This is a genomic window from Ornithinibacillus sp. 4-3 (assembly GCF_040958695.1).
Classification (GTDB): Bacteria; Bacillota; Bacilli; order Bacillales; family Amphibacillaceae; genus CALAMD01.
Map to the genome: position 1 here is coordinate 1,488,856 of NZ_CP162599.1, position 24,114 is coordinate 1,512,969.

The window sequence follows — 24,114 nt, forward strand, 5'->3', positions numbered from 1 at the left end:
ACAGCATGAAATAATCAAGTTGGAATTATTTTATGTCAAATAATAATCGAATGAAAAATTACTCGTAATTTAAGATAGTCTTAGAAAGGGCGGACAAATATGAGCGTTTTTATTAATAAAGATACAAAAGTACTTGTTCAGGGTATTACTGGTGGTACTGCTAAATTCCATACAAAGCAAATGCTTGAATATGGTACTAAAATTGTAGCAGGAGTTACACCAGGTAGAGGTGGATCTGATGTTGAAGGAGTACCTGTTTTTGATACGGTTTCTCAAGCAGTAGATCAAACTGGTGCAACTGTTTCTGTTATTTATGTTCCAGCTCCATTTGCAGCAGATGCAATTATTGAAGCTACAGATGCTGGTTTAGATTTAGTAATCTGTATTACAGAACATATTCCGGTAATGGACATGGTTAAAGTTAAGCGTTACATGGAAGGCAAGAAAACTCGCTTAGTTGGACCTAACTGCCCTGGTGTTATTACTCCAGACGAATGTAAAATTGGTATTATGCCAGGATATATTCATAAAAAAGGTCACATCGGTGTAGTTTCTCGTTCTGGTACATTAACTTATGAAGCAGTTCATCAACTATCACAAAAAGGTTTTGGTCAGTCTACAGCAGTAGGTATTGGTGGAGATCCAGTAAATGGAACAAACTTTATCGATGCATTAAGTGCATTCAATGAAGATCCTGATACTTATGCAGTTATCATGATTGGAGAAATTGGTGGTACTGCTGAGGAAGAAGCTGCAAGATGGGTAAAAGAAAATATGACTAAACCAGTTGTAGGATTCATTGGTGGTGTTACAGCACCTCCAGGAAAACGTATGGGACATGCTGGAGCTATCATCTCTGGTGGAGAAGGAACTGCTGAAGAGAAAATCCGCGTAATGAATGAATGTGGTATTGAAGTAGCAGAAACTCCATCTGTAATGGGAGAAACAATGATTAAAGCTTTAGAAGCAAACGGCTTAGTTGAAAAGTGTAAAACACATTAAGCTTATAAATAAATGAACTAACAAAGAGGAACGTAAAGCATAAGACTTTTCGTTCCTCTTTGTATATTATTTGTTAAGATTTTAAATTTAGAATTAAGGACGTGGTTAATTGTTGTATTGTCGAAATCGTTTAATTCATATGCACCGCTGTCGAGGCATTACGAGAAAAAAGCTAAATTTATTCCTCCAGGTTGATCCAACCCTTCAATCTATCTACGCATTATCACCAACCGAACTTCAAAATAAATTCCTATTTACTAGGAAACAGGCAGAAAACTTTTATCAGGATCTTCATCATCCAATGCTACTCCAACAAATGAAACAAGATTTAGCAACATATAAAGTAATTACAATAAAGGATGAAAACTATCCCAAGCTTCTGAAGTATATTAATGACCCACCTTTAGTACTTTATGCAAAAGGGAAGCTGGAATTCTTGAGTCATCAGCCAGCAATTAGTATTGTTGGGACAAGAATGCCTTCTAATGAAGGGAAGCATAAAACAGAAAAAATTGTTCAACCATTAATAGAAAAGGATTTTATGATTGTAAGTGGTATGGCAAAAGGAATAGATCGATTTGCACATGAAGCCGCATTAAAATATAATGGAAAAACAATTGCTGTATTAGGTGCAGGATTTCAGCATATATATCCAAAGCAAAATCGACAATTGTTTGAAGAAATTGTTAAGAAAGGGTTACTACTTTCAGAATATCCACCACATATTCCACCAGCTAAACATCAATTTCCTGAAAGAAATCGAATTATTAGTGGATTAAGTTATGGTACATTGGTTGTAGAAGCTATGGAAAGAAGCGGAACCTTGATCACAGTTGGCCAAGCGCTGGATCAAGGAAGAGAAGTTTTTGCCATGCCTGGTTCTATTTTAGACCCAAAAACAAAAGGCTGTCATCAACTTATTCAAGATGGTGCAAAACTTGTATATGAAGCAAAAGATATCTTAGAGGATTGGGATAGAATTGGTAAATTTCTATATTCTAGTATAGAATACAAAAAATAAAATTAATATGTAATTAATAATTAAGTTAAAATATAAAGTATGCTAAGTAGTAATGCGATCTAAATAAGTTCCGTTTATTTAAAGAAAAAAAGTTTTATTTCAAAAAGAATATTTGACAAAACAAGAGGAAGTAACTAACATAAGGTTTCACGTAATAATATTGCAATAACCTCATGTGGGAGGAAGATTATATGTCAGATTATCTAGTTATCGTTGAATCACCAGCAAAAGCAAAAACAATTGAAAGATATTTAGGAAAAAAATATACAGTAAAAGCATCCATGGGACATGTTAGAGATTTACCAAGAAGCCAAATGGGTGTGGATGTTAAAGATAAGTATCAACCCAAGTACATTACGATTCGTGGTAAAGGTGATGTATTAAAAGATTTACGAAAGGCTGCAAAAAAGGCAAAGAAAATTTACCTCGCAGCTGACCCCGACCGCGAAGGAGAAGCAATTGCGTGGCATTTAGCATTTGCTTTAAATGTAGATGAAACTTCTCCATGCCGAGTGGTATTTAATGAAATCACAAAAGATGCAATCAAAGAATCATTTAAGAATCCACGTGCAATTAACCTTGATTTAGTTGATGCCCAGCAGGCACGAAGAGTATTAGATCGCCTTGTTGGATATAATATCAGTCCATTATTATGGAAGAAGGTAAAACGTGGTTTAAGTGCAGGAAGAGTTCAATCTGTAGCAGTAAAAATGATTATCGACCGTGAAAATGAAATTAAAAACTTTGTTCCAGAGGAATACTGGACTATTGAATCGACTTTTTTGAAAGATAAAGAAGAATTTGAAGGATCTTTTTATGGAGTAGATGGCAAGAAAGTTGAATTGAAGTCAGAAGCTGATGTTAAAGATATTCAAGCACAGCTAAAAGGAAACGCTTTCTTAATTGATAAAGTAAATAAACGAGAGAGAAAACGAAATCCAGCTCTTCCATTTACTACATCGTCCTTACAACAGGATGCGGCTCGTAAAATTAATTTTCGAGCTAAGAAAACAATGATGATTGCTCAACAGCTTTATGAAGGAATCGATTTAGGACGGAAATCAGGTGGAATAACTGGATTGATTACCTATATGAGAACTGATTCCACTAGAATTTCGCAAAACGCTATAGACGAGGCAAAAGATTATATTAAAGAAGAATTTGGCGATGAGTATGTTGGAGCAAATAAAAAACGTACACAGCAATCCGGAGCACAGGATGCACATGAAGCAATCCGTCCAACATCGATTAAGCGTCATCCAGATGATTTAAAATCTATTCTTACAAATGATCAACTCAAATTATATAAACTTATTTATAATCGTTTTTTAGCTAGTCAAATGGCTCCAGCTGTTATGGATACAATGACAGTACATTTATTGAATAATGGTGTAGAGTTTAGAGCGACAGGATCTAAAATTAAGTTTCCGGGTTTTATCAAGGTATATGTAGAGGGATCAAATAAAAATCAAGAGAAAGAAACATTCCTACCTGATTTAGAAAAAGGTATGGAAGTAGAAGCAAAGAAAATTATTCCAAATCAACATTTTACTCAGCCACCTCCTCGCTATACAGAAGCAAGGTTAGTAGGAACGATGGAGAAAAAAGGTATTGGCCGTCCATCTACATACGCGCCAACATTAGATACAATTCAGCGTAGAGGCTATGTGCGTATTGAAGATAAGCGATTCTTTCCAACAGAGATTGGAGAAATTGTAATTGACCTATTAGAGGAGTATTTTCCTGAGATTATCGATGTTGATTTTACAGTGAAAATGGAAGAAGACCTTGATTTTATTGAGGAAGGAAAAATTGAATGGATTAATGTAATCGATGAATTTTATCAAGATTTCCATAAACGCCTAGAAAAAGCAGAAGAAGAAATTGTGGAAGTTGAAGTGAAAGATGAGCCAGCAGGAATTGAATGTGAAAAATGCGGTCATGAAATGGTTTATAAAATGGGACGATTTGGGAAGTTTCTAGCTTGTTCAAATTTTCCAGACTGTAGAAATACAAAACCTATTTTGAAAAAGATAGGTGTGAAATGTCCGAAATGTAAGCAAGGAGAAATTGTGGAGAGAAGATCTAAGAAAAGGAGAATTTTCTACGGATGTGATCAATTTCCAACCTGTGACTTTGTTTCTTGGGATAAACCAATTGAAAAGCCATGTCCTTCTTGTGGAGAGTTATTAGTTGAAAAAACAACGAAAAAGAAAACAGAAATTAAATGTACATCTTGTGACTATTCAGAAGAAAAAGAAGTGAAAACTGAATAATATTTTCGGCAATCAATGTTCAAATAATGAATATTGATTGCTTTTTATTTAAAATAAAAAGGTGTGAAATAAATGTTTGAAAATTAAAATTAATGGGAATATATATATTTATATGCTAATATACGTCAAAATTCGACATAAAAGTGAATAATTTTTGAACAAGTTGTAAAAAAATATCTACTTTTTTTTATTATAGGGTTTATTTTATAGTAATTATGTCAATATAGATAACAATGTTTATTCATAATTCACCGTATAAATTGAATTGTTTAAAAAACAAAACAATTTATTGACTTCATTTGAAAAAAGAAGTACTATACTCAAGGTGTATTTTTTATGAATTATGAGTAGATAAAAAATGCTTTGTGTACAACTGTTATTATTTTTAACAGCATTATAAAAAACAAATCACCGATCAGAATTTTGTTACAATTGTGTTAATTTTAAGTTTTATGACTTTATTTTATTGCATCTACATTTATAGTATGTTATGATTTTAAATGTTATTCTAAGTGAGGTGAATATTTGGACAATTCCGTAAAAAGTTTTGTGGAGTATTTGCAAATTGAGAAAAATGCCTCGCCATACACAGTTACATACTATCAACGAGACATTGAATTATTCTTGCAGTTTATAAAAAATGAAGGTATAACAAATTTGCCAGATGTAAATTATCAGGTCATTCGTTTGTTTTTAACGGCACTGTATGATAAACAGTTAAGTAGAAAATCTGTTTCACGGGTTATCTCTTGCTTAAGAAGCTTTTATAAGTATTTAGAGCGAGAAAAGCATGTAGAGAATAATCCATTTCTACAAGTGACATTGCCTAAAACGAATAAATCAATACCTAATTTTCTATACCAAGAAGAATTAAAAATATTGTTTGAAACAAGTGATTTATCTACCCCGCTTGGGCAAAGAGATCAAGCCATGTTAGAAATTCTTTATGCTACTGGAATTCGCGTAAGTGAATGTCAGGGATTGAGGTTAGAGGATATCGATTTTTCTATTGGATCAATGTTTGTCCGTGGAAAGGGGAGGAAAGAGCGCTATGTGATTTTCGGTCGTTATGCGGAAGAAGCATTACAACTCTACCTTCAGGATGGGAGAGAAAAATTACTTGAGAAAAATGAGCAGCCAACAAATGTTGTTTTTTTAAATGCAAGAGGAAAACCTTTAACAACAAGAGGGATTCGAGCTGTTTTAAAAAAAATAGTTGAAAAAGCTGCTTTATCAATACATTTACATCCGCATATGCTAAGACATACTTTTGCAACGCATATGTTAAATGAAGGAGCCGACTTGCGAACTGTTCAGGAATTGCTTGGTCATGAAAATTTATCCTCAACACAAATTTACACACATGTAACAAAGGATCATTTGCGAAATGTGTATATGAAAAGTCATCCAAGAGCAAATTTATGGGATAACTAGTTTAGAAACCATGGAGGCAGGGTAGAAATATGACGGAATCAATACATGCAACAACTATTTTTGCTGTAAGACATAATGGTAATTGTGCAATGACTGGTGACGGTCAAGTTACTTTGGGCAATGCTGTAATTATGAAGCATAAGGCAAAAAAAGTAAGGAGGTTGTATAACGGTCAAGTACTTGCCGGCTTTGCAGGATCTGTTGCAGATGCCTTTTCTTTATTTGAGAAATTTGAAGGAAAGCTAGAAACCTACAACGGGAATTTAGCCCGCGCTGCAGTAGAACTAGCGAAAGAATGGCGAAGTGATAAAGTTTTAAGAAGGCTTGAAGCAATGCTGATTGTTATGGATAAGGAACAAATGCTTTTAGTGTCTGGGACAGGTGAAGTAATTGAACCTGATGACGGAGTATTAGCTATTGGTTCTGGAGGAAATTATGCATTGAGTGCTGGCAGGGCATTGGTGAGACATGCAAGTCACTTATCAGCAAAGGAAATTGCTTTAGCAGCACTAGAAATAGCTGGTGATATTTGCGTCTTTACAAATGACCAAATAACTTTAGAGGTACTTGATTAATAAGGAGGACGATTGTGAAAATGGCAAAAGATTTCACACCTAGACAGATTGTCAATCAATTAGATCAGTACATAATTGGTCAACAACAAGCCAAAAAGTCAGTTGCTGTAGCTCTGCGAAATAGATACCGTCGAATGAAATTAGACGGAGAAATAAAAGATGAAATAGTGCCGAAAAACATATTGATGATTGGGCCAACAGGAGTCGGTAAAACGGAAATTGCTAGAAGACTTGCTAAGTTGGTCAAAGCACCGTTTATTAAAGTAGAAGCTACGAAATTTACTGAAATTGGTTATGTTGGTCGTGATGTAGAATCAATGGTTCGCGATCTTGTGGAAATGTCTGTAAGAATGGTGAAGGAAGAGAAAATTACAGAGGTTAAGGATGAAGCAGAGGTTGCTGCCAATAAGAAATTAGTATCCTTACTTGTGCCTAAAGTAAAAAAAGAATCTACAGTAAAAAACCCGTTTGAAATGCTTTTCTCTGCATCAGATCCAGATGATGAACAAACAAATGAAGATGAAGAGAAAAATGAAGAATTTAGAAATAAACGTCAGCGGGTAGCACATCAATTAGCTTTAGGGGAATTAGAGGATCATATCGTTACCATTGAAATAGAAGAGGTCCCGCCATCTATGTTTGATATGCTGCAGGGTTCAGGAATGGAAAATATGGGAATGAATATGCAAGATGCTTTAGGTAAATTAATGCCAACCAAAACCAAAAAGCGCAAGCTCCCAGTCGCTGAAGCGAGAAAAATATTAATTCAACAAGAAGCACAAAAGCTAGTTGATATGGATGAAGCAACCCAAGAAGCAATTGAACGTGCTGAACAAGCTGGGATTATCTTTATTGATGAGATAGATAAAGTAGTAAGTAAAGAGAACAATAATGCGAATGTTTCTCGAGAAGGTGTACAACGAGATATTTTGCCGATTGTAGAAGGTTCAACGATTGTTACAAAACATGGACCTGTAAAGACAGATCATATTTTGTTTATAGCAGCAGGAGCCTTTCATATGGTGAAACCTTCTGATCTTATTCCTGAATTACAAGGTAGATTTCCAATTAGGGTAGAACTGGAAAAACTTTCGGTAGAAGATTTTAAACGAATTTTAAAAGAACCTTCGAATGCTTTAATTAAACAGTATGAATCCTTGTTGAGGACAGAGGATATTCAAATTATTTTCAAGGAAGAAGCAATTCAAAGACTTGCTGAGATTGCTTATGAAGTGAATCAAGAAATGGATAATATCGGTGCAAGAAGATTGCATACCATTCTTGAGAAATTATTAGAAGATTTATCTTTTGAGGCCCCAGATATTAATATGGAGCAGATAGAGATTACAGCTGAATATGTTGATCAAAAATTACATGCTATTGTTAAAAATAGAGATTTAAGTCAATTTATTTTGTAAAAAACGAAAAAATATTGGAGGAATGAAGTTATGGATTTATTAAACCGTGCAAGACAAATTAATGCTATGTTACAAAAAACAACAGGAAAAGCAGTTAACTTTAATGATATGTCAATTACAATGGCGGAAGTAATTAAGAGTAATGTATTTGTCTTAAGCCGTCGTGGGAAATTATTAGGGTATGCAATTCACCAAGAAATTGAAAATGAGCGCATTAAGGAAATGTTAGAAACAAGAATGTTCCCTGAAGAGTATACACAAGGCTTATTCAATATTCATGAAACAACAGCAAACCTTGGGATTGAAAGTACTCATACTATTTTCCCTGAGGAAAACCGTGAATTATTCCAAAATGGTTTAACAACAATTGTGCCAATTATTGGTGGGGGAGAACGTTTAGGAACATTAATTTTAGGACGTCTATCAGAAGAGTTCAATGCTGATGATTTACTACTAGCAGAATATGGTGCAACAGTGGTTGGTATGGAAATCCTACAAGGTAAAACAGAAGAAATTGAAAAAGAAGCTAGAAGTAAAGCGGTAGTACAAATGGCTATCCGTTCTTTATCATATAGTGAATTAGAAGCTATCGATCATATTTTTGAAGAATTAGATGGCAAAGAAGGTTTACTTGTTGCAAGTAAAATTGCAGATCGCGTTGGTATTACAAGATCAGTAATTGTAAATGCATTAAGAAAATTAGAAAGTGCAGGAGTTATTGAATCTCGTTCATTAGGAATGAAGGGTACTTATATTAAAGTACTTAATGATAAATTCTTAGTTGAATTAGAGAACCTGCGTTCAAGATAATAAGCTTATTTATATCGAAAGCATTTGTCTTTCTATTTAAAGAAATAGAGAGATGAATGCTTTTTTTATGTTGTTTTTAGTAATTAAAAAATTTATTCTGTATAGTTCTTGTAAATATTAATTTTTTTCTACTTTTAGACACATATAATTAAAAAGGCCTATGAAATTTATACCAATTATGTGATAATATAGAAAAGTGTCGAAAAAAGGTAAACTTTAGTATATGTATAGTTAAATTTAAATGATTGAATAAATTTTTTGAAAAAAATTGAATGGAGAAAGCAAAATGAAATTATTTGGTGGAACCTTTCAGGCGTTAGAAACATCTCTGGATTATGCTATGTTAAAAAATCGAACCATTTCCAATAATATTGCTAATGTGGATACACCAGGTTATAAGGCTAAAGATGTCGATTTTAAACAAGTATTTTCCAATGCGTTAGCAAGTAACATGGAAGCAAAAAGATCACATGAGAAACATATTCCATTTTCAAATGACGGGCAAGCATATTCTATAAGGAATCGTAAGCATACTTCTTATAATCATAATGGAAATAACGTGGATATTGACAAAGAAATGGCAGAATTAGCAAAAAATCAAATTTATTATCAAAGCTTAGTAGATCGAATCAATGGTAAATTTAGCAGTTTACAGACAGTTGTTAAAGGAGGAAGTTAGTGATGTCTATTTTTAATGGGCTAAATACAAGTGCAAGTGCACTTACTGCTCAACGCTTTCGAATGGATGTTGTTTCCGCGAATTTAGCAAATGCGCAAACGACTAGGGCAACAGTGAATGATGCAGGAGAATTTGAACCATACCGTCGTAAAATGGTTGTCTTACAATCGGATAACCAAAATTTCAAATCTATTCTACAAAAAGCGACAACCGCAAAGAATGATACTTTATCGGGTGTTAGAGTGTCTAGAGTAGTTGAAGATGAGACTCCATTTAAATTAGAATTTAATCCAACTCATCCTGATGCAGATGAAGCTGGATATGTTCGTTTACCTAATGTCGATCCATTAAAAGAAATGGTTGATTTAATGGGTGCAACAAGATCTTATGAAGCGAATGTCACTTCACTAAATGCAACGAAAAACATGTTAATGAAAGCATTAGAGATAGGTAAATAAAGATACGAATGAGCTTTCATCAATGAATAAATAATGAAGGAGCATAGAAGATGCCAAATGAAATAGCAGGTGTATCTAATGTTCAACTGCCATTAATGAAGTCAAATGCAGTTACTACACCTACAGAAACTCAAGTTGATTTTGGAAAGGTATTTAAAGGCGCTTTAGAAAATCTTGATAACATGCAAAAAGCATCAGATGCTAAAACTGAGGCGCTTATTCGTGGCGATATAGATGATCTACATGATGTGATGATAACAGCTCAAAAAGCGAGCCTTACATTAGAAACAACAGTCCAAATACATAGAAGAGTTATTGATGCATATAACGATGTTATGCGTATGCAGTTATAATTTTAGGTGTTACATAGAAGACAGTAAATACATCAAGAAGTATTCATAACTAAAAAAGCAAATAAAAAACTTAGTATTTTTATAGTAGTGTATTTAGCTAACTATAACTTACTAAGTTTCCTTAATGGGAATTAATACATATTAAAGTTAATTATTAAGTAAGAATCTGGTGGCGAACATATGAATGAAAAAATACAAAAATATACAGAAAGTACGAAAGCTTTTTGGAGCAAACGTTCAAAAGGTCAAAAAGGAATATTCATTGGGTCCTTCGTTCTAGTAATTGCTATTATTATTACTATTTCTTTTCTTACCTGGAACGAAAAATTTGTTCCGCTCTATTCTAATCTTTCATTACAAGAAATGAGTCAGGTACAGGCGGAATTAGATGCAAGAGGAGTTCCGTATGAGATCGGAAATGGTGGAGCAACAATTAGTGTTCCTGAAGAAAGAGCAGAAACTTTGCTTGTAGAATTAGCAGGACAAAACATACCTAGTACAGGAAATATTGATTTTTCCTTTTTTAGTGAAAATGCATCTTGGGGAATTACTGATAATGAATTCAGTATTATGAAACTGGATGCGATGCGTACAGAGCTGGCGAAATTAATAAAAAGTGTAGATGGAATATCTGATGCAAATGTGATGATTACATTACCGCAGGAATCTGTGTTTTTAAATGATGCAAATGAAACAGCGACAGCTTCTATTGTGATTCATACAGAACTTGGACACCAGTTTCAAGAAAATCAAATTGAATCATTATATCATTTAGTCTCCAAAGCGATACCTAATTTACCGAAAGAAAATATTATTATTAGAAACCAATATTTAGAGTATTTTGACCAAGCATCTTCTATGGCTTCTAGTGATCAGGGAATTTATACATATCAGCAAGGTGTGAAGCAAGATATAGAGAAAGATATCCAGCGCAGACTCCAACAAATGATCGGGACAATGGTTGGAATGGAAAAAGTAATTGTCTCTGTAACAGCCGATATTGACTTTACAAATGAAAATAGAGTAGAAGAACTTGTAACACCGGTAGACTTAGAGAATATGGAAGGATTACCAGTGAGTATAGAGACAATATCTGAAACCTATTCTGGAAATCAAGATATTGGTGGCGTTCCAGGAGCTGGTGATGAGGATATCACTGGTTACCAAGGGGTAGATGGAAACTCAGATGGGGATTATGAGCTTTTAAAGGAAACGATTAATAATGAATTTAATCGTATTCGTAAAGAAATTGTCGAAAGTCCTTATAAGGTACGTGATTTAGGAGTACAAGTGGCAATTGACAATGTATCAAGCATAGAGGGAGAGACTGTTCAATATTTAACACAGCAAGAACAAAATTCAGTTGAAACAGGTATTTCTTCTATTATTAATTCAATTATTACAACTTCTATTGATAAAGATTATGGAGATATAGATCCAACTGAAAAAGTTTCGATAGTATTCCAAGAGTTTTCAGGAGTAAATACAATAGGACAGGAAGGAATGACTACAGGAACCTCTATTTTCTCTTCGGGATCAACATGGTTATATATTGTTGGTGCGATTTTATTGATTGGAATAATTATAGTAGGAATTGTTCTTATGAAGAATCGTCGTAAACAAGAAGAAGAGGTTTTTGAATCAATAAGTAGTAATGTAGCTACAGCTTCACCTGAGATTCCTGATTTACAAACAGAAGGAAATACAGAAACAGATATACGCAAGCATCAACTAGAGAAATTAGCAAAAGACAAACCAGAAGAATTTGCTAAGCTGCTAAGAAGCTGGATGGCAGAAGATTAGGAGGAATTCAAAGTGGCTAGACATAAACAAGGATGGACAGGGATTCAAAAAGCAGCAGTACTCTTAATATCCTTGGGCCCAGATGTAGCATCTCAAGTGTTCAAGCATTTAACAAATGAAGAAATTGAGCGATTAAGCTTAGAAATATCATCTGTTAAAAAGGTTGAAAATGAATTAAAAGAAGATATTTTAGATCAGTTTCATCAGATTGCTCTTGCACAGGACTATATCTCACAAGGCGGGGTAGGCTATGCCAAAATGGTTCTTGAAAAAGCATTTGGTAAACAAGAAGCAGAGAATATTATTACCAAATTAACATCTTCTTTACAAGTTAGACCATTTGATTTTGCGAGAAAAGCAGATCCTCAACAGGTTTTGAATTTTATTCAAACAGAGCATCCGCAAACGATTGCACTTATTTTATCTTATTTAGATCCAGAACAAGCTGGACAAATTTTATCTTCGTTACAAGAAGATATGCAAGCAGAGATTGCTAAGAGAATTGCTACGATGGATTCGACATCTCCTGAAATAATTAGTCAAATTGAGCAAGTTTTAGAAAGAAATATTTCAACATCCATTACAGAGGACTATACGCAAACTGGTGGAATTGAATCTGTAGTAGAAGTATTAAATAGCGTGGATCGCAGTACAGAACGGGTTATCTTGGATACATTAGAAATTCAGGATCCTGATTTAGCAGATGAAATTAAAAAACGTATGTTTGTATTCGAAGATATTGTTATTCTTGACAGTCGGGCAATTCAACGCGTTATCCGTGAGGTGGATAATGAGGATCTACGCTTAGCGCTTAAAGTATCTAGTGAAGAAGTTCAGAAGGTTATTTTCAAAAACATGTCTACACGTATGGCAGATACATTCAAGGAAGAAATGGAATTTATGGGACCTGTCCGTCTGCGTGATGTAGAAGAAGCACAAACGAGAATAGTTTCTATTATTCGCAGGTTAGAGGATGTAGGAGAAATCGTAATTGCTCGTGGTGGAGGTGACGACATTATTGTCTAGTACACCACCTTACATAGATGAAAAGAAGAAAATTAAGATTAAACCAATCCATCAACTTCAAAAAGTGCAAAATAGTGAGACAGAAGTAAAATCTGGATCACTGAAGGATACTTATGAAGAACAATTAAAGCGATTAGAACAAATCAAGCAGGAACAAGCAGATTTGCTTGAGAAGACAAATTTAGATATTGAAAAACAACGGAGTAAATGGGAAGCAGAAAGAAGCTCACTAGTTGAACAGGCAAAGCAAGAAGGGTATTCACAAGGGTTTGATGCTGGAGAGAAAAAAGGTTTAGCTCAATATGAAGCATTGTTAGATCAAGCAAATCAAATTATTGCCCAAACAAAAGCAGACTATGACAAAATGCTAGATGCTAATGATGAGGTGCTTGTCAAGCTTGCTATGGTGAGTGCTGAAAAAATATTAAAAATAAAGCTAGAAGAAGATCCATCATTATTTTTATCCATTGTTAAAGCCGTTATTAAGGATTCAAAGGATCAAGTAGAAATATCTATTTTTCTTCATCCAGAAAACTATAAAGTGGTTATTGAAATGCGGGAAGAATTGTCTCAAACACTTGATGGTGATGTGAAGCTATCTATTTATATTGATCATCATTTGAACAAGCATGAATGTTTGATTAAACATCCCTTTGGACAAGTTAAAGCTGGAATTGATCCAGAGCTAAAAGAGTTACAGAAAATATTGTTAGAGGTAGTGACGGAGGATAAGTAATGAATATTACCCGTTTATGTGACGCTATCGAACAAGCCAATACATATAAGTATTTTGGGAAGGTATTAAGAGTAGTAGGGCTGATGATTGAATCTCGTGGCCCTGCTGCAAAAATAGGAGAGGTTTGTTATATCCATACGTCAGCTTCTCAATCGATTCTATCAGAAGTAGTTGGTTTTAATGATGAAAGAATTATTTTAATGCCTTATGCTGAGGTGACCGAAATCGCACCAGGTTGTCTAGTAGAAGCAACAGGTAAAGCCTTAACTATTAAAATAGGAAAAGGTTTAATTGGTCAAGTAGTTGATTCCTTAGGGCTTTGTCTAGACAAATCTAGGTTGCCAAATAGTTTAGAGGATTATTTAACGGAACGACAACCACCAAATCCAATGCAACGAGCACCGATTTCAGAACCGATTGAAATAGGTGTAAAAGCAATTGATTCTTTATTAACGGTAGGTCAAGGTCAAAGGATTGGTATTTTTGCAGGTAGCGGAGTTGGAAAAAGTACGCTGTTAGGAATGATTGCTCGTAATAGTAATGCTGATTTAAATGTGATTGCTCTTATTGGAGAACGTGGCCGGGAAGTGCGTAACTTTATTGAAAAGGATTTAGGTCCAGAAGGGTTGAAACGATCAATTATAGTCGCAGCTACATCTGATCAACCTGCTTTAATGCGAATAAAAGGAGCATATACGGCAACCGCAATCAGTGAATATTTTAGAGACTTAGGATATAACGTAAATTTAATGATGGATTCTGTTACAAGGGTAGCGATGGCACAGCGAGAAATTGGTTTGGCAACTGGAGAACCACCAACAACCAAAGGATATACTCCGTCCGTTTTTTCCATTTTACCGAAATTGCTTGAGCGAACTGGGATGAGTGATAAAGGCTCAGTCACCGCATTTTATACTGTATTAGTAGATGGGGATGATATGAATGAGCCAATTGCTGACACTGTCCGTGGTATTTTAGATGGCCACTTTGTATTAGATAGAAAATTAGCAGAGCAAGGTCAATATCCAGCTATTAATATTCTAAAATCTATTAGTCGTTTAATGAGTCAGATTATTGATTCGGAACATAAAAATATGGCACAAGAATTCAGAAGATTAATGGCAAATTATGAAGAGAATAGTGAATTAATTCAAATTGGTGCCTATAAAAGAGGAACAGATCAAGCGATAGATCGAGCTATTCATTATTATCCAAAAATCCAAGAATTTCTAAGGCAGCAAACGATGGAAGATGTACCATTCATTAAAACTGTTGAAATGATGAATGAATTGCTCAATGGAGGGGTCTAGTTTTGGGACATTTAACATTGTCTAAAGTACTACAGGTTAGAGAAAACGAAAAAAAGGATGCAGTGCTTGTATATAATCAAGCGATTGAAAAATTTGAGAATGTCGCAACAAAGCTATATCAGATATTGCGAAAAAAGGAAATGGCAGAACAAACAGTAGAAACATATAAAGAAACTATTACACCAATTGATTCAATCATAGAACAAATGACTTATATTGAATCACTAAATCAGCAAATTATATCCTTGCAAACAGCAGTTAATGAAGCTAGAGAAGAAATGGAATTAAAGCAATTATTATTAACGGAATCACATAAAGAGGTTAAAAAGTTCGAAAAATTAATTGAAAATAGGTTGTTGGCAGAGAAAAATGCACAGATGAAGCTGGATATGGCAGCAATGGATGAAATTTCGATTCAACAATTTATTAGTAAAAACTAGGTGAATGTAATGAAAAAAGATGGAATAAAAAAGACAAATCCATTCTTAGCGTTTTTATTAGTTGTTGTTGTTCCCGTTATTGTAACAACGATATTGGTTATTATTATTTTATCAGTTGCTGGTGTTAATGTCATTGATTGGACGAAGGACAAGGCAAGTAATATTCCTGGTATATCAAAACTTGTTACAACAGAGGAACAAAAGCAAGATAAAGTAGCATTAGAAAGAGCTAATAGTCGGATTGAAGAACAAAATGGAAAGATTACTGAATTAGAAGCTGAGATTAGTAGTCTAGAAGATACAATTGAGCAATTAAATGATGAGTTACTCCGAAATGAAAATGAAAGAGAATCCATGGAGAACATAAATGAAACTTCAACAAATACAGAACAAGAAGATGAAGCTACCGATTATATAAAAGAAATGTCTGCATCCTTTAAAAAAATGAAGAAAAAACAAGCAGCTTTAATATTTGCGGAATTAGAGGAAGAAATAGCATTGGCTATCATGTATGAATTACCGAATGATGTACGTGGTGGAATTATTGAGTCGATGGAACCAAATAAAGCAGCTGATTTAACCGCTAAATTCATTAATAGGGAATAAAAATTTGGACGTTATTTCATATTTGAAAGGGGGTGAATAGAAATGAATGCGATACGTTTATTTTTTCCTGAGACATCATTTAATATGAAGGAAGCTATGAAAGGAATCAAAAGAGATGCTTCTGATTTAACATCCTTTCAACACATGTTATTTTCTCAAACGGAAGAAAATGCTGCATTGATGGAAGAACTTCTTATTCTAAATAAAGAAGCGAGTTATGCTGATTTACCATTTGAAGAAATGATATTAGATGGGGAACATGTAGAAACAGAAGAGCAAGAAGTAGAAATTGATGATTTAATAGTAGCTCCTATGCCAATAGCAGAACAAACTGTTATTCCAGCAACTTCTGTTTTATCGATGATGAAGACAGATAAGGAGATAATGGAACAAGAAATGCCTACTCAACGTGTTGAAGCTGCTATGGTGGATGAAGAGATAGAAGAACAAGCAGAGAATATAGTAAGACACGTAAATAATGACGTATCATTGCTTAAAGAGTCAGCTAATAATACATCAGCTTTACCTAGCTTCGGAGATAACCAGCAAAAAGAATTAGCAAGGATGACTGAGCAATTAATGGCTAAGGTTAATGCCTCTTTTGATAGAAGATCAGTTCATTATTACGCTACATCTAAAACTTTTACAGCGATAGACGAGATCCAGATCCAACAACAAATGTCTGATATCGTTTCACAGTTTCAACATTTAGTAGAAAGTGTAGAAGAGCCTGAAAAATTCATCCATATCGCTCCAAAAGTAATAGAGCTATTAAAAAAATGGACAAATTTAGAATCAGTACATAAAACCGATTTTACTTTGGTTGAACAAGAGCCAAAGCTAAATGGAATATGGCAAGAATTAGTTCAGCGATACAGTGTTCGTAATGGAATGTATGCTAATGCTCAATATGCCTTGGATGCAGAGGTTACTGCAAGAGATGTTAGTAAATGGATGCAGGCTCTCTATGTAAATGAACAGCAAGTAATGAATGAACCAGTCATACCAGTAGCAAATGCTCCAACACAGACAATGCCAATGTCTAAAGTAGAGCAATATATTATTCACTTAAACCATCAAAACACGGAAGAAACAGTGGAACAGCAATTGATTAATCGTTTTAATCAGGTAATGAAAGCAAGTCGATTCTTAACATTTAAAAATGGTGTTAGTCAACTAACTTTTTCCATTCGTCCAGAGCATTTAGGGGAGATGACCGTTCGACTTATGAAAGTTGATGGGGACATGGTAGTAAAAATCATAGTCAATTCACAAGCAACAAGGCAGATGTTAGAAACGAATATCCACCAGTTGAAAAACACATTTGCACCACATCAGGTTGTTATTGAAGAAGTAGATTCAAGAGAACAAGTTGTTCAAAAAGAACAACCAGATCATGAACAAGCTTTTAAAGAAGAACAGGAAAAATCAAATGCTTCAGAGCATCAGCAACAAAATAATCAAGAGGATGAAGACGCAATAGATTTTCAAGAGGTACTTATGAATGTGAAAGTGTAGGTGAGAGAATTGGCTACAATAGATCCATCCTTATATTTACGAAATCAAACAACAGGACGAACACCAAGTCCAGAGCTTGGAAAAGATGAATTCATGAAGATATTGATGGCACAGCTACAAAATCAAGATCCATTAAATCCAATGGAAGATCGCGATTTCATTGCACAAATGGCTACCTTTTCTTCATTAGAGCAAATGATGAATATGGCAAGCTCTATTGATCATTTAGTGCAAAATCAATTGATATCACCTGTTATCCAATATAGTCATATGATTGGGAAAGAAGTAACCTATCAGTCATTTGATGAAGAAACGGGGCAGAAAAAAGATATTGTGACAAGCAAGGTAATTGCTGTAAGCCAAAAGGATGGTTGGGCGATTTTAGAATTAGAAAATGGTGAAAAGGTATATGCTGATGCAATCATGCAAGTAAAAGATCCATCCGCAGAAAAAGTAGAAACACCAAAGGAAGATGATGGAGAGAGTAACAATGAAGAATAATATCCATATTCGACCTTTACAGCAGCCTTTACCGATATCAACAAAGAAGTCGGTACCTAAACAGCCAACAACTTCATTTAAAGACATCTTAGTGGATGCTCAACAATTAAAAGTTAGTAAGCATGCAAAGCAACGATTGGCTGAACGGAATATTGAAATTAATGATCAGCAATGGCAAAAGGTTCATGAAAAAGTGAATGAAGCTCAGAAAAAAGGTATTACGGATTCACTTGTATTAATCAAAAATGCTGCATTACTTGTAAGTGTAAAAAATCAAACAGTAGTTACTGCGATGAGTATGAAAGAAGCATCATCAAAAATATTTACAAATATTAACGGTGCTATTGTTGTGGAAGACTAGGCTGGACCGATGATGGAGGCCTATCAGAGTTGTTGACGGACTGATACAGCTCAAAAATTAATGAATGATAAAAAAGGGGATAAAAAATTATGTTACGTTCAATGTATTCAGGAATTTCAGGATTAAGAGGCTTTCAAACAAAATTAGATGTAATCGGAAATAATATTGCTAACGTAAATACATCAGGATATAAAAAAGGTCGTGCTGTATTCCAAGATATGATGTCACAAACAATGAAAGGCTCTCAGCCTGGTGTAGGTGGTCGTGGTGGAATTAACCCAATGCAAGTTGGTTTAGGATCTCAAATCGCATCTATTGATAATATTCATACACAGGGATTCCGCCAGTCTACTGGTAATCCGTTAGATTTTGCAATACAAGGTGATGGAATGTTCATTTTGAAACAAGTTCCAGAAGGTGGACAGCCAGAACAAGATTCTTTTTATACAAGGGCTGGAAACTTCTATTTAGATGATAACAATGCCATTGTAAATGCTGACGGATATTATTTAATGGGATTCCAATCTGTTGCGAATGCCTCCGGTGAAACAGAACTTGATTACTCTCTACCTGTAAATAAAATCATCATTCCTGATGATGCACAAAGCTTTAGTGTTGCTCAGGATGGTTCTGTTAATTATATTGATGCAAATGGGCAAGCTCAAGTGGCTGGACAAGTAGCACTTGCAAGATTTTCAAATCCAGCAGGGCTAGAAAAATTAGGAAATAGTCTATACCGTGAAACACCAAACGCAGGTTTGTTTAGAAATGCAGGTACAGATGTTGTTGCAAATGCACAAGGGTATTACGTACCTGGAGATTCGGCAAATGGAATTGGTAATGTGATTGAAAGTGCTTTAGAAATGTCCAATGTTGACCTTGCTGAAGAATTTACAGAGATGATTGTTGCACAGCGTGGTTTCCAGGCAAACACAAGAATAATCACAACTTCTGATGAAATTTTACAAGAGCTTGTTAACTTAAAGAGATAATAAGGAGGTAGAGGGTGGCATTTAGTTGCCACTCTCGCCAAACAATGATAAATCTAACACGTTTAAATGGAGATTCATTTTTATTGAATCCAACAATGATTGAACAAGTACAATCTCATCCGGACACAACGATTACACTTTGTAATGGAAAGAAAATCTTAGTAAAGAATTCGGAAAAGGAAGTAGAGCAACTTATCATTCAGTTTTACCATAAGATTGGCGTAATTGGCACATTGTACGAGGTAGGTGGGACAAATGAGTAAAATGGTAAAAATGATGATCACATCATTAGTTATCATTTTGGCATTAGGAGCTGCCACGATTCTCTTTATTTTGAACCTTAATAATAAAGATGATAAAAGCAGTGCGGAGACACTTGATGAAATGGTGAAGTATGCTTATGAGTCTCCAGAAATTACAACAGATTTATTGGATGGTAGCTTTGTAAGAATTCAGTTTCAAATTATAACAGATGGAAAAGCTGCTCAAGAAGAAATCTCTAAACGTGATTTTCAACTGAAAAACATTTTAATTAAAGAATTAGCTAAATTAGATGAGGAAGATTTCAAAACAGCTTTAGGTGAACTCGAAGAAAAAATAAAAGATAGATTAAATGAATTGATGACTGAAGGAAAAATTATCGATGTGTATACCATTAATAAGATTCTTCAGTGATTATTAAAAATGGTTTGTTTAAGGGGATGTTTAAAAAGCCCAACAAAAATGACATGGCGAATTTCTGCGTTGACGTCACTTTTACGATACTCACGTATTTAAAAGCATACAGGAACTTCTGTTAAAACCACCCACGTCCTGTGGGCAACACAGAAGTCACCACATCCTGTAGAAGTCCGTTACTCAAAGCTACGTCGCCTTGCACTGCTTGGTCCTTTTTATCGCCCTTTTTGAACACGCATTAGTAAGGGGGGATTTTATTGGTAGATGAGATACTTTCGCAAAATGAAATTGATGCCTTATTATCGGCACTAACATCAGGGGAGATGGATGCTGAAGAATTAAAAAAAGATGAAAAAGAAAAAGTTCGAGTATATGATTTCAAACGTGCTTTACGTTTTTCAAAGGATCAAATTCGTGGGATAACAAGAATTCATGAAAATTATTCACGATTACTAACTACATTTTTTTCAGCCCATTTAAGAACATATGTCAATATTTCGGTTGCTTCTGTTGACCAAGTACCATATGAAGAATTTATTCGTTCCATTCCTAATATGACCGTTTTAAATGTATATAGTGTAGAGCCGCTAGAAGGTAGAATATTAATGGAGGTCAATCCAAACATTGCCTATAGCTTACTTGATCGGCTTCTTGGTGGGAAAGGAAATAGTGTGACGAAGGTAGATAATCTTACAGAGATTGAAACAATGCTGATGTCTCAACTTTTTGAAAAAGCAGTAACAAATTTACAAGAAGCTTGGGCAAGCTTAGAGGAAATTCATCCACTATTAGAAGATTTCGAGGTGAATCCCCAATTCTTACAATTGGTTTCTCCAAATGAAACAGTAGTAGTAGTTTCGTTGAATACAGAAATAGGGGAAGAAAGTGGAATGATTAATATTTGTATTCCACATATTGTACTTGAACCGATTATACCGAAGCTATCTGTTCATTATTGGATGCAAACAGAATCTAAAAAGAGAGATCCTGAAGCTTATAAAAATATCAGTCGTAATGTAGAAAAAGCAAAAATAGAAGCAAAAGCTATTTTAGGAGATACAACAATTACAATTAACGAGTTCCTACACTTGAACAAAAATGATATTATTTCATTAAACCAGTCGCTTGATCAACCTTTAACACTGGCTGTGAATGAACAGCCAAAGTTTTATGTTCAACCAGGGGAATACAAAAACAAAGTTTCTGTTCAAATCTTAGAAGAAATAAAAGGGGGGAATTAAATTGTCAGAAGGTATGTTAACACAAGAAGAAATTAATGCATTATTAAACATGAATAATGATTCTGATAATAATTCTTCTTCAAATGATGGAACAACAAAAGAGAATTTACATGATTACTTATCAGACATTGAAATTGACACACTTGGAGAAATTGGAAATATTTCATTTGGCAGTGCTGCAACTACATTATCTACATTGCTCAATCAGAAAGTAGATATTACAACACCAGAGGTTTCTATTATTAAAAAAGCAGAATTACTTAAAGCATTTCCATTTAAACATGTTGGTGTACAAGTAAACTATGTAGATGGATTTACAGGTTCCAATCTTTTTGTTATTAAATCAGAAGATGCTGCTATTATCTCAGATATTATGCTTGGAGGAGACGGCTTAAGTCCGAAGTCAGATTTAAATGAAATTCATTTAAGTGCTGTACAAGAAGCAATGAATCAAATGATGGGTGCAGCGGCAACTAGTATGTCAACTATATTTAATAAGTTTGTAAATATCTCACCCCCAACCATTGAATTGAATCAGGAGAATGAAATTGAAGATATGGTTCAGTCAGCGGCAAAAGATGAGGATATATTTGTAAAAGTTTCATTTCAACTTATTGTTGGTGATTTAATTGACTCTAATATGATGCAATTAATCCCATTCCCATTTGCACATGATTTAGTAGATGAATTATTAAATGGACCTAAGGAAGAGGCAATTGAAAATACAGCTGAAGTAGAAGCCGTCGAAGAAGTTGCTCCTCCAATAGAACAGGTTGAAAAAGTGGCACCAACAAAAACAGAAGAACAAGCAGATCCTCAGATGATAGGTAATCCAATTGATCAAAGTTCAACAATTCAATCAGCTTCTTTTTCTCAATTTGAAGCAGTGAACTTGAATCAGAATGAACAAAGAAACTTGGATATGCTATTGGATATTCCATTACGAGTAACAGTAGAACTGGGACGAACAAAAAGAACAATCAAAAATATTTTGGAGTTAACTACAGGTTCGATTGTTGAATTAGATAAATTAGCTGGGGAACCAGTAGATATTTTAGTTAATGAGAAATTAATTGCTAAAGGTGAAGTAGTAGTAATTGACGAAAATTTTGGCGTTCGAGTAACAGATGTTATTAGTCCAAATGAACGTTTAATGAAATTAAAGTAGGAGGAAGAATAATGGGACAGAAAATATTAATTGTAGATGATGCAGCATTTATGAGAATGATGATTAAAGATATTTTAACTAAAAATGGTTTTGAGGTTGTTGGAGAAGCGCAAGATGGAGCAGAAGCAGTTGAAAAGTATAAAGAGTTAGAACCAGATCTAGTGACAATGGATATTACAATGCCAGAAATGGATGGTATTACTGCATTAAAGGAAATCAAACAAGTAAATCCAAATGCTAAAGTAATTATGTGTTCGGCTATGGGGCAACAAGCAATGGTGATTGATGCTATTCAAGCTGGGGCAAAGGACTTTATTGTAAAACCATTCCAAGCAGATCGAGTAATTGAAGCTATTCAAAAAGCATTGAGTTAAGGAACGAGTGACTAAGGTGATAAAAAGATTAATAGTTTTTTTTGGTACACTTATGTTTTTTATAGCTTGTTTTAACATACATATTACCTTTGCAAAAGAGCCAAATGCAAAGGATTGTTTAGAGGGTACTGTTGATTGTAATGAGGAAGAACAGCGAGATGGAAATATTACTGATGAAGAAAGTTTAAATAATACACTTCAGCAAGGTTCTTTAGGATTTGACTTATTTAAAATGGTGTTTTTCTTAATTATCGTTTTAGCATTGATCTATTTTTTATTAAAATTTTTAGGCAAGCGTACGAAAATGTATCAGCAAGCGTCGGCATTAGAAAGTTTAGGCGGGATTTCTGTTGGACAAAATAAATCGCTTCAAATTATCCGTGTTGGTACGAAAATCTATTTAATTGGTGTTGGAAATAACGTAGATTTACTGCAAGAAATTGACGATGATGATTTAAAAGAACAGTTATTAAATCAAGCAGCAGAGCGAGCACAGGGCTTTTCCTCTATCCAGTCATTACTCGGGAAGCTCAGTGGAAATAAGAAAGCAGTAGAATCAGAGGATAAGGAATTCAAGCAATCTTTTGAGAATGAATTGGAAAAAATCAAGCGAAATAGACAAGAATTGATTCGTTCACACCAGAGGGATGAGCGCAATGAATGATGCTATTCAGATTTTCTCAAATGCTGATCCTTCGTCCATTTCTACATCTGTAAGACTATTATTATTAATTACTGTATTATCGATTGCTCCTGGGATTCTTATTTTAATGACTAGCTTTACAAGAATTGTTGTTGTTTTATCTTTTGTTCGTACATCACTTGCAACACAGCAAATGCCACCAAATCAGGTGCTTATTGGTTTAGCTCTATTTTTAACTTTTTTTATTATGGCACCTACGTTTAGTCAAGTATATACCGAAGCACTAAATCCGTTATTGAATGAAGAGATTACATTAGATGAAGCATATGAAAATGCTAGTACGCCAATAAAAGAATTTATGGCAAAACATACAAGAGAAAAAGATCTAGCGTTATTTTTAAATTATTCACAGACAGAAGAAAGACCAGAAACCGTGCAAGATGTTCCATTAACAGCACTGGTACCTGCTTTTGTAATTAGTGAATTAAAAACCGCATTTCAAATGGGTTTTATGATTTTTATTCCGTTTTTAATTATTGATATGGCTGTAGCTAGTGTTTTGATGTCGATGGGAATGATGATGTTGCCTCCAGTGATGATTTCATTACCTTTTAAAATTTTATTATTTGTATTGGTAGATGGATGGTATTTAATCACACATTCACTGTTGGATGGTTTCTAGCAATGAATA

The 24,114-nt window shown here is 34.2% G+C and carries 27 protein-coding genes; all 27 read left to right on the forward strand.

Translation table 11 applies throughout. The features are described 5' to 3' along the window. The first annotated feature begins 99 nt into the window (after positions 1-99). The 27 genes from sucD to fliP all read left to right on the forward strand — a co-directional run bounded on the left by sucD (position 100) and on the right by fliP (position 24,105). Positions 100-1,002 carry a succinate--CoA ligase subunit alpha gene (gene sucD, locus AB4Y30_RS07200; protein WP_368654804.1) on the forward strand — a complete coding sequence of 301 codons (903 nt, stop codon included), beginning with the start codon at positions 100-102 and terminating at the stop codon, positions 1,000-1,002. Positions 1,003-1,111: 109 nt separating this feature from the next. Then, positions 1,112-2,023 (forward strand): DNA-processing protein DprA, encoded by a 912-nt coding sequence (gene dprA / locus AB4Y30_RS07205; protein WP_368654805.1) that lies wholly within the window; start codon positions 1,112-1,114, stop codon positions 2,021-2,023. Between the two features lie 191 nt (positions 2,024-2,214). Further along, a complete protein-coding gene (gene topA / locus AB4Y30_RS07210; protein ID WP_368654806.1) occupies positions 2,215-4,299 on the forward strand; it encodes a type I DNA topoisomerase in 2,085 nt (694 codons plus the stop codon). 525 nt (positions 4,300-4,824) lie between these two features. Next, positions 4,825-5,733, forward strand: a complete 909-nt coding sequence (gene xerC, locus AB4Y30_RS07215; RefSeq protein ID WP_368654807.1) for a tyrosine recombinase XerC — start codon at positions 4,825-4,827, stop codon at positions 5,731-5,733. Positions 5,734-5,762: 29 nt separating this feature from the next. Next, a complete protein-coding gene (gene hslV, locus AB4Y30_RS07220) occupies positions 5,763-6,308 on the forward strand; it encodes an ATP-dependent protease subunit HslV (RefSeq protein WP_368654808.1) in 546 nt (181 codons plus the stop codon). 20 nt (positions 6,309-6,328) lie between these two features. After that, positions 6,329-7,726, forward strand: a complete 1,398-nt coding sequence (gene hslU, locus AB4Y30_RS07225) for an ATP-dependent protease ATPase subunit HslU (protein ID WP_368655190.1) — start codon at positions 6,329-6,331, stop codon at positions 7,724-7,726. A gap of 30 nt (positions 7,727-7,756) precedes the next feature. Continuing rightward, on the forward strand, positions 7,757-8,536 hold the full coding sequence (gene codY, locus AB4Y30_RS07230) for a GTP-sensing pleiotropic transcriptional regulator CodY (RefSeq protein ID WP_368654809.1): 780 nt from the start codon (positions 7,757-7,759) through the stop codon (positions 8,534-8,536). A gap of 286 nt (positions 8,537-8,822) precedes the next feature. Continuing rightward, a complete protein-coding gene (flgB, locus tag AB4Y30_RS07235) occupies positions 8,823-9,215 on the forward strand; it encodes a flagellar basal body rod protein FlgB (RefSeq protein ID WP_368654810.1) in 393 nt (130 codons plus the stop codon). A 2-nt stretch (positions 9,216-9,217) separates the two neighbouring features. Next, positions 9,218-9,673, forward strand: coding sequence for a flagellar basal body rod protein FlgC (flgC, locus tag AB4Y30_RS07240; protein ID WP_368654811.1), 456 nt, complete (start codon positions 9,218-9,220; stop codon positions 9,671-9,673). A gap of 50 nt (positions 9,674-9,723) precedes the next feature. Then, positions 9,724-10,026, forward strand: a complete 303-nt coding sequence (gene fliE / locus AB4Y30_RS07245; RefSeq protein WP_368654812.1) for a flagellar hook-basal body complex protein FliE — start codon at positions 9,724-9,726, stop codon at positions 10,024-10,026. A 180-nt stretch (positions 10,027-10,206) separates the two neighbouring features. After that, positions 10,207-11,829, forward strand: a complete 1,623-nt coding sequence (gene fliF / locus AB4Y30_RS07250; protein WP_368654813.1) for a flagellar basal-body MS-ring/collar protein FliF — start codon at positions 10,207-10,209, stop codon at positions 11,827-11,829. A 12-nt stretch (positions 11,830-11,841) separates the two neighbouring features. After that, a complete protein-coding gene (gene fliG / locus AB4Y30_RS07255; RefSeq protein WP_368654814.1) occupies positions 11,842-12,855 on the forward strand; it encodes a flagellar motor switch protein FliG in 1,014 nt (337 codons plus the stop codon). Continuing rightward, on the forward strand, positions 12,827-13,591 hold the full coding sequence (fliH, locus tag AB4Y30_RS07260; protein WP_368655191.1) for a flagellar assembly protein FliH: 765 nt from the start codon (positions 12,827-12,829) through the stop codon (positions 13,589-13,591). Before fliG ends, fliH begins: the two co-directional genes overlap by 29 nt. Next, complete coding sequence (gene fliI / locus AB4Y30_RS07265) at positions 13,591-14,901, forward strand: flagellar protein export ATPase FliI (RefSeq protein ID WP_368654815.1); 1,311 nt, start codon at positions 13,591-13,593, stop codon at positions 14,899-14,901. The genes fliH and fliI overlap by 1 nt, the downstream gene beginning before the upstream one ends. 2 nt (positions 14,902-14,903) lie before the next feature. After that, positions 14,904-15,341, forward strand: a complete 438-nt coding sequence (gene fliJ / locus AB4Y30_RS07270) for a flagellar export protein FliJ (protein ID WP_368654816.1) — start codon at positions 14,904-14,906, stop codon at positions 15,339-15,341. A 9-nt stretch (positions 15,342-15,350) separates the two neighbouring features. Then, positions 15,351-15,947: a MotE family protein gene (locus AB4Y30_RS07275; RefSeq protein ID WP_368654817.1), complete on the forward strand. Its 597-nt coding sequence runs from the start codon at positions 15,351-15,353 to the stop codon at positions 15,945-15,947. A gap of 42 nt (positions 15,948-15,989) precedes the next feature. Continuing rightward, on the forward strand, positions 15,990-17,465 hold the full coding sequence (locus AB4Y30_RS07280; RefSeq protein WP_368654818.1) for a flagellar hook-length control protein FliK: 1,476 nt from the start codon (positions 15,990-15,992) through the stop codon (positions 17,463-17,465). A gap of 9 nt (positions 17,466-17,474) precedes the next feature. Further along, the gene (gene flgD, locus AB4Y30_RS07285; protein WP_368654819.1) at positions 17,475-17,966 is read left to right on the forward strand and encodes a flagellar hook assembly protein FlgD; all 492 of its coding nucleotides are present in this window, start codon (positions 17,475-17,477) and stop codon (positions 17,964-17,966) included. Further along, entirely contained in the window at positions 17,956-18,327 is a 372-nt protein-coding gene (locus tag AB4Y30_RS07290) for a TIGR02530 family flagellar biosynthesis protein (protein ID WP_368654820.1), read from the forward strand. The genes flgD and AB4Y30_RS07290 overlap by 11 nt, the downstream gene beginning before the upstream one ends. An 89-nt stretch (positions 18,328-18,416) precedes the next feature. After that, positions 18,417-19,319, forward strand: coding sequence for a flagellar basal body rod protein FlgG (flgG, locus tag AB4Y30_RS07295; protein WP_368654821.1), 903 nt, complete (start codon positions 18,417-18,419; stop codon positions 19,317-19,319). Positions 19,320-19,363: 44 nt separating this feature from the next. Next, positions 19,364-19,582 (forward strand): flagellar FlbD family protein, encoded by a 219-nt coding sequence (locus AB4Y30_RS07300; protein WP_368655192.1) that lies wholly within the window; start codon positions 19,364-19,366, stop codon positions 19,580-19,582. Next, positions 19,575-19,994, forward strand: a complete 420-nt coding sequence (fliL, locus tag AB4Y30_RS07305; protein WP_368654822.1) for a flagellar basal body-associated protein FliL — start codon at positions 19,575-19,577, stop codon at positions 19,992-19,994. The genes AB4Y30_RS07300 and fliL overlap by 8 nt, the downstream gene beginning before the upstream one ends. 260 nt (positions 19,995-20,254) lie before the next feature. Then, entirely contained in the window at positions 20,255-21,238 is a 984-nt protein-coding gene (gene fliM / locus AB4Y30_RS07310; protein ID WP_368654823.1) for a flagellar motor switch protein FliM, read from the forward strand. A 1-nt stretch (position 21,239) separates the two neighbouring features. Beyond that, positions 21,240-22,406, forward strand: a complete 1,167-nt coding sequence (fliY, locus tag AB4Y30_RS07315; RefSeq protein WP_368654824.1) for a flagellar motor switch phosphatase FliY — start codon at positions 21,240-21,242, stop codon at positions 22,404-22,406. Between the two features lie 11 nt (positions 22,407-22,417). Continuing rightward, positions 22,418-22,780: a response regulator gene (locus AB4Y30_RS07320; protein WP_368654825.1), complete on the forward strand. Its 363-nt coding sequence runs from the start codon at positions 22,418-22,420 to the stop codon at positions 22,778-22,780. A gap of 16 nt (positions 22,781-22,796) precedes the next feature. Then, positions 22,797-23,444 carry a flagellar biosynthetic protein FliO gene (locus AB4Y30_RS07325; protein ID WP_368654826.1) on the forward strand — a complete coding sequence of 216 codons (648 nt, stop codon included), beginning with the start codon at positions 22,797-22,799 and terminating at the stop codon, positions 23,442-23,444. Further along, complete coding sequence (fliP, locus tag AB4Y30_RS07330) at positions 23,437-24,105, forward strand: flagellar type III secretion system pore protein FliP (protein ID WP_368654827.1); 669 nt, start codon at positions 23,437-23,439, stop codon at positions 24,103-24,105. Before AB4Y30_RS07325 ends, fliP begins: the two co-directional genes overlap by 8 nt. The last annotated feature ends 9 nt before the right edge of the window (positions 24,106-24,114 follow it).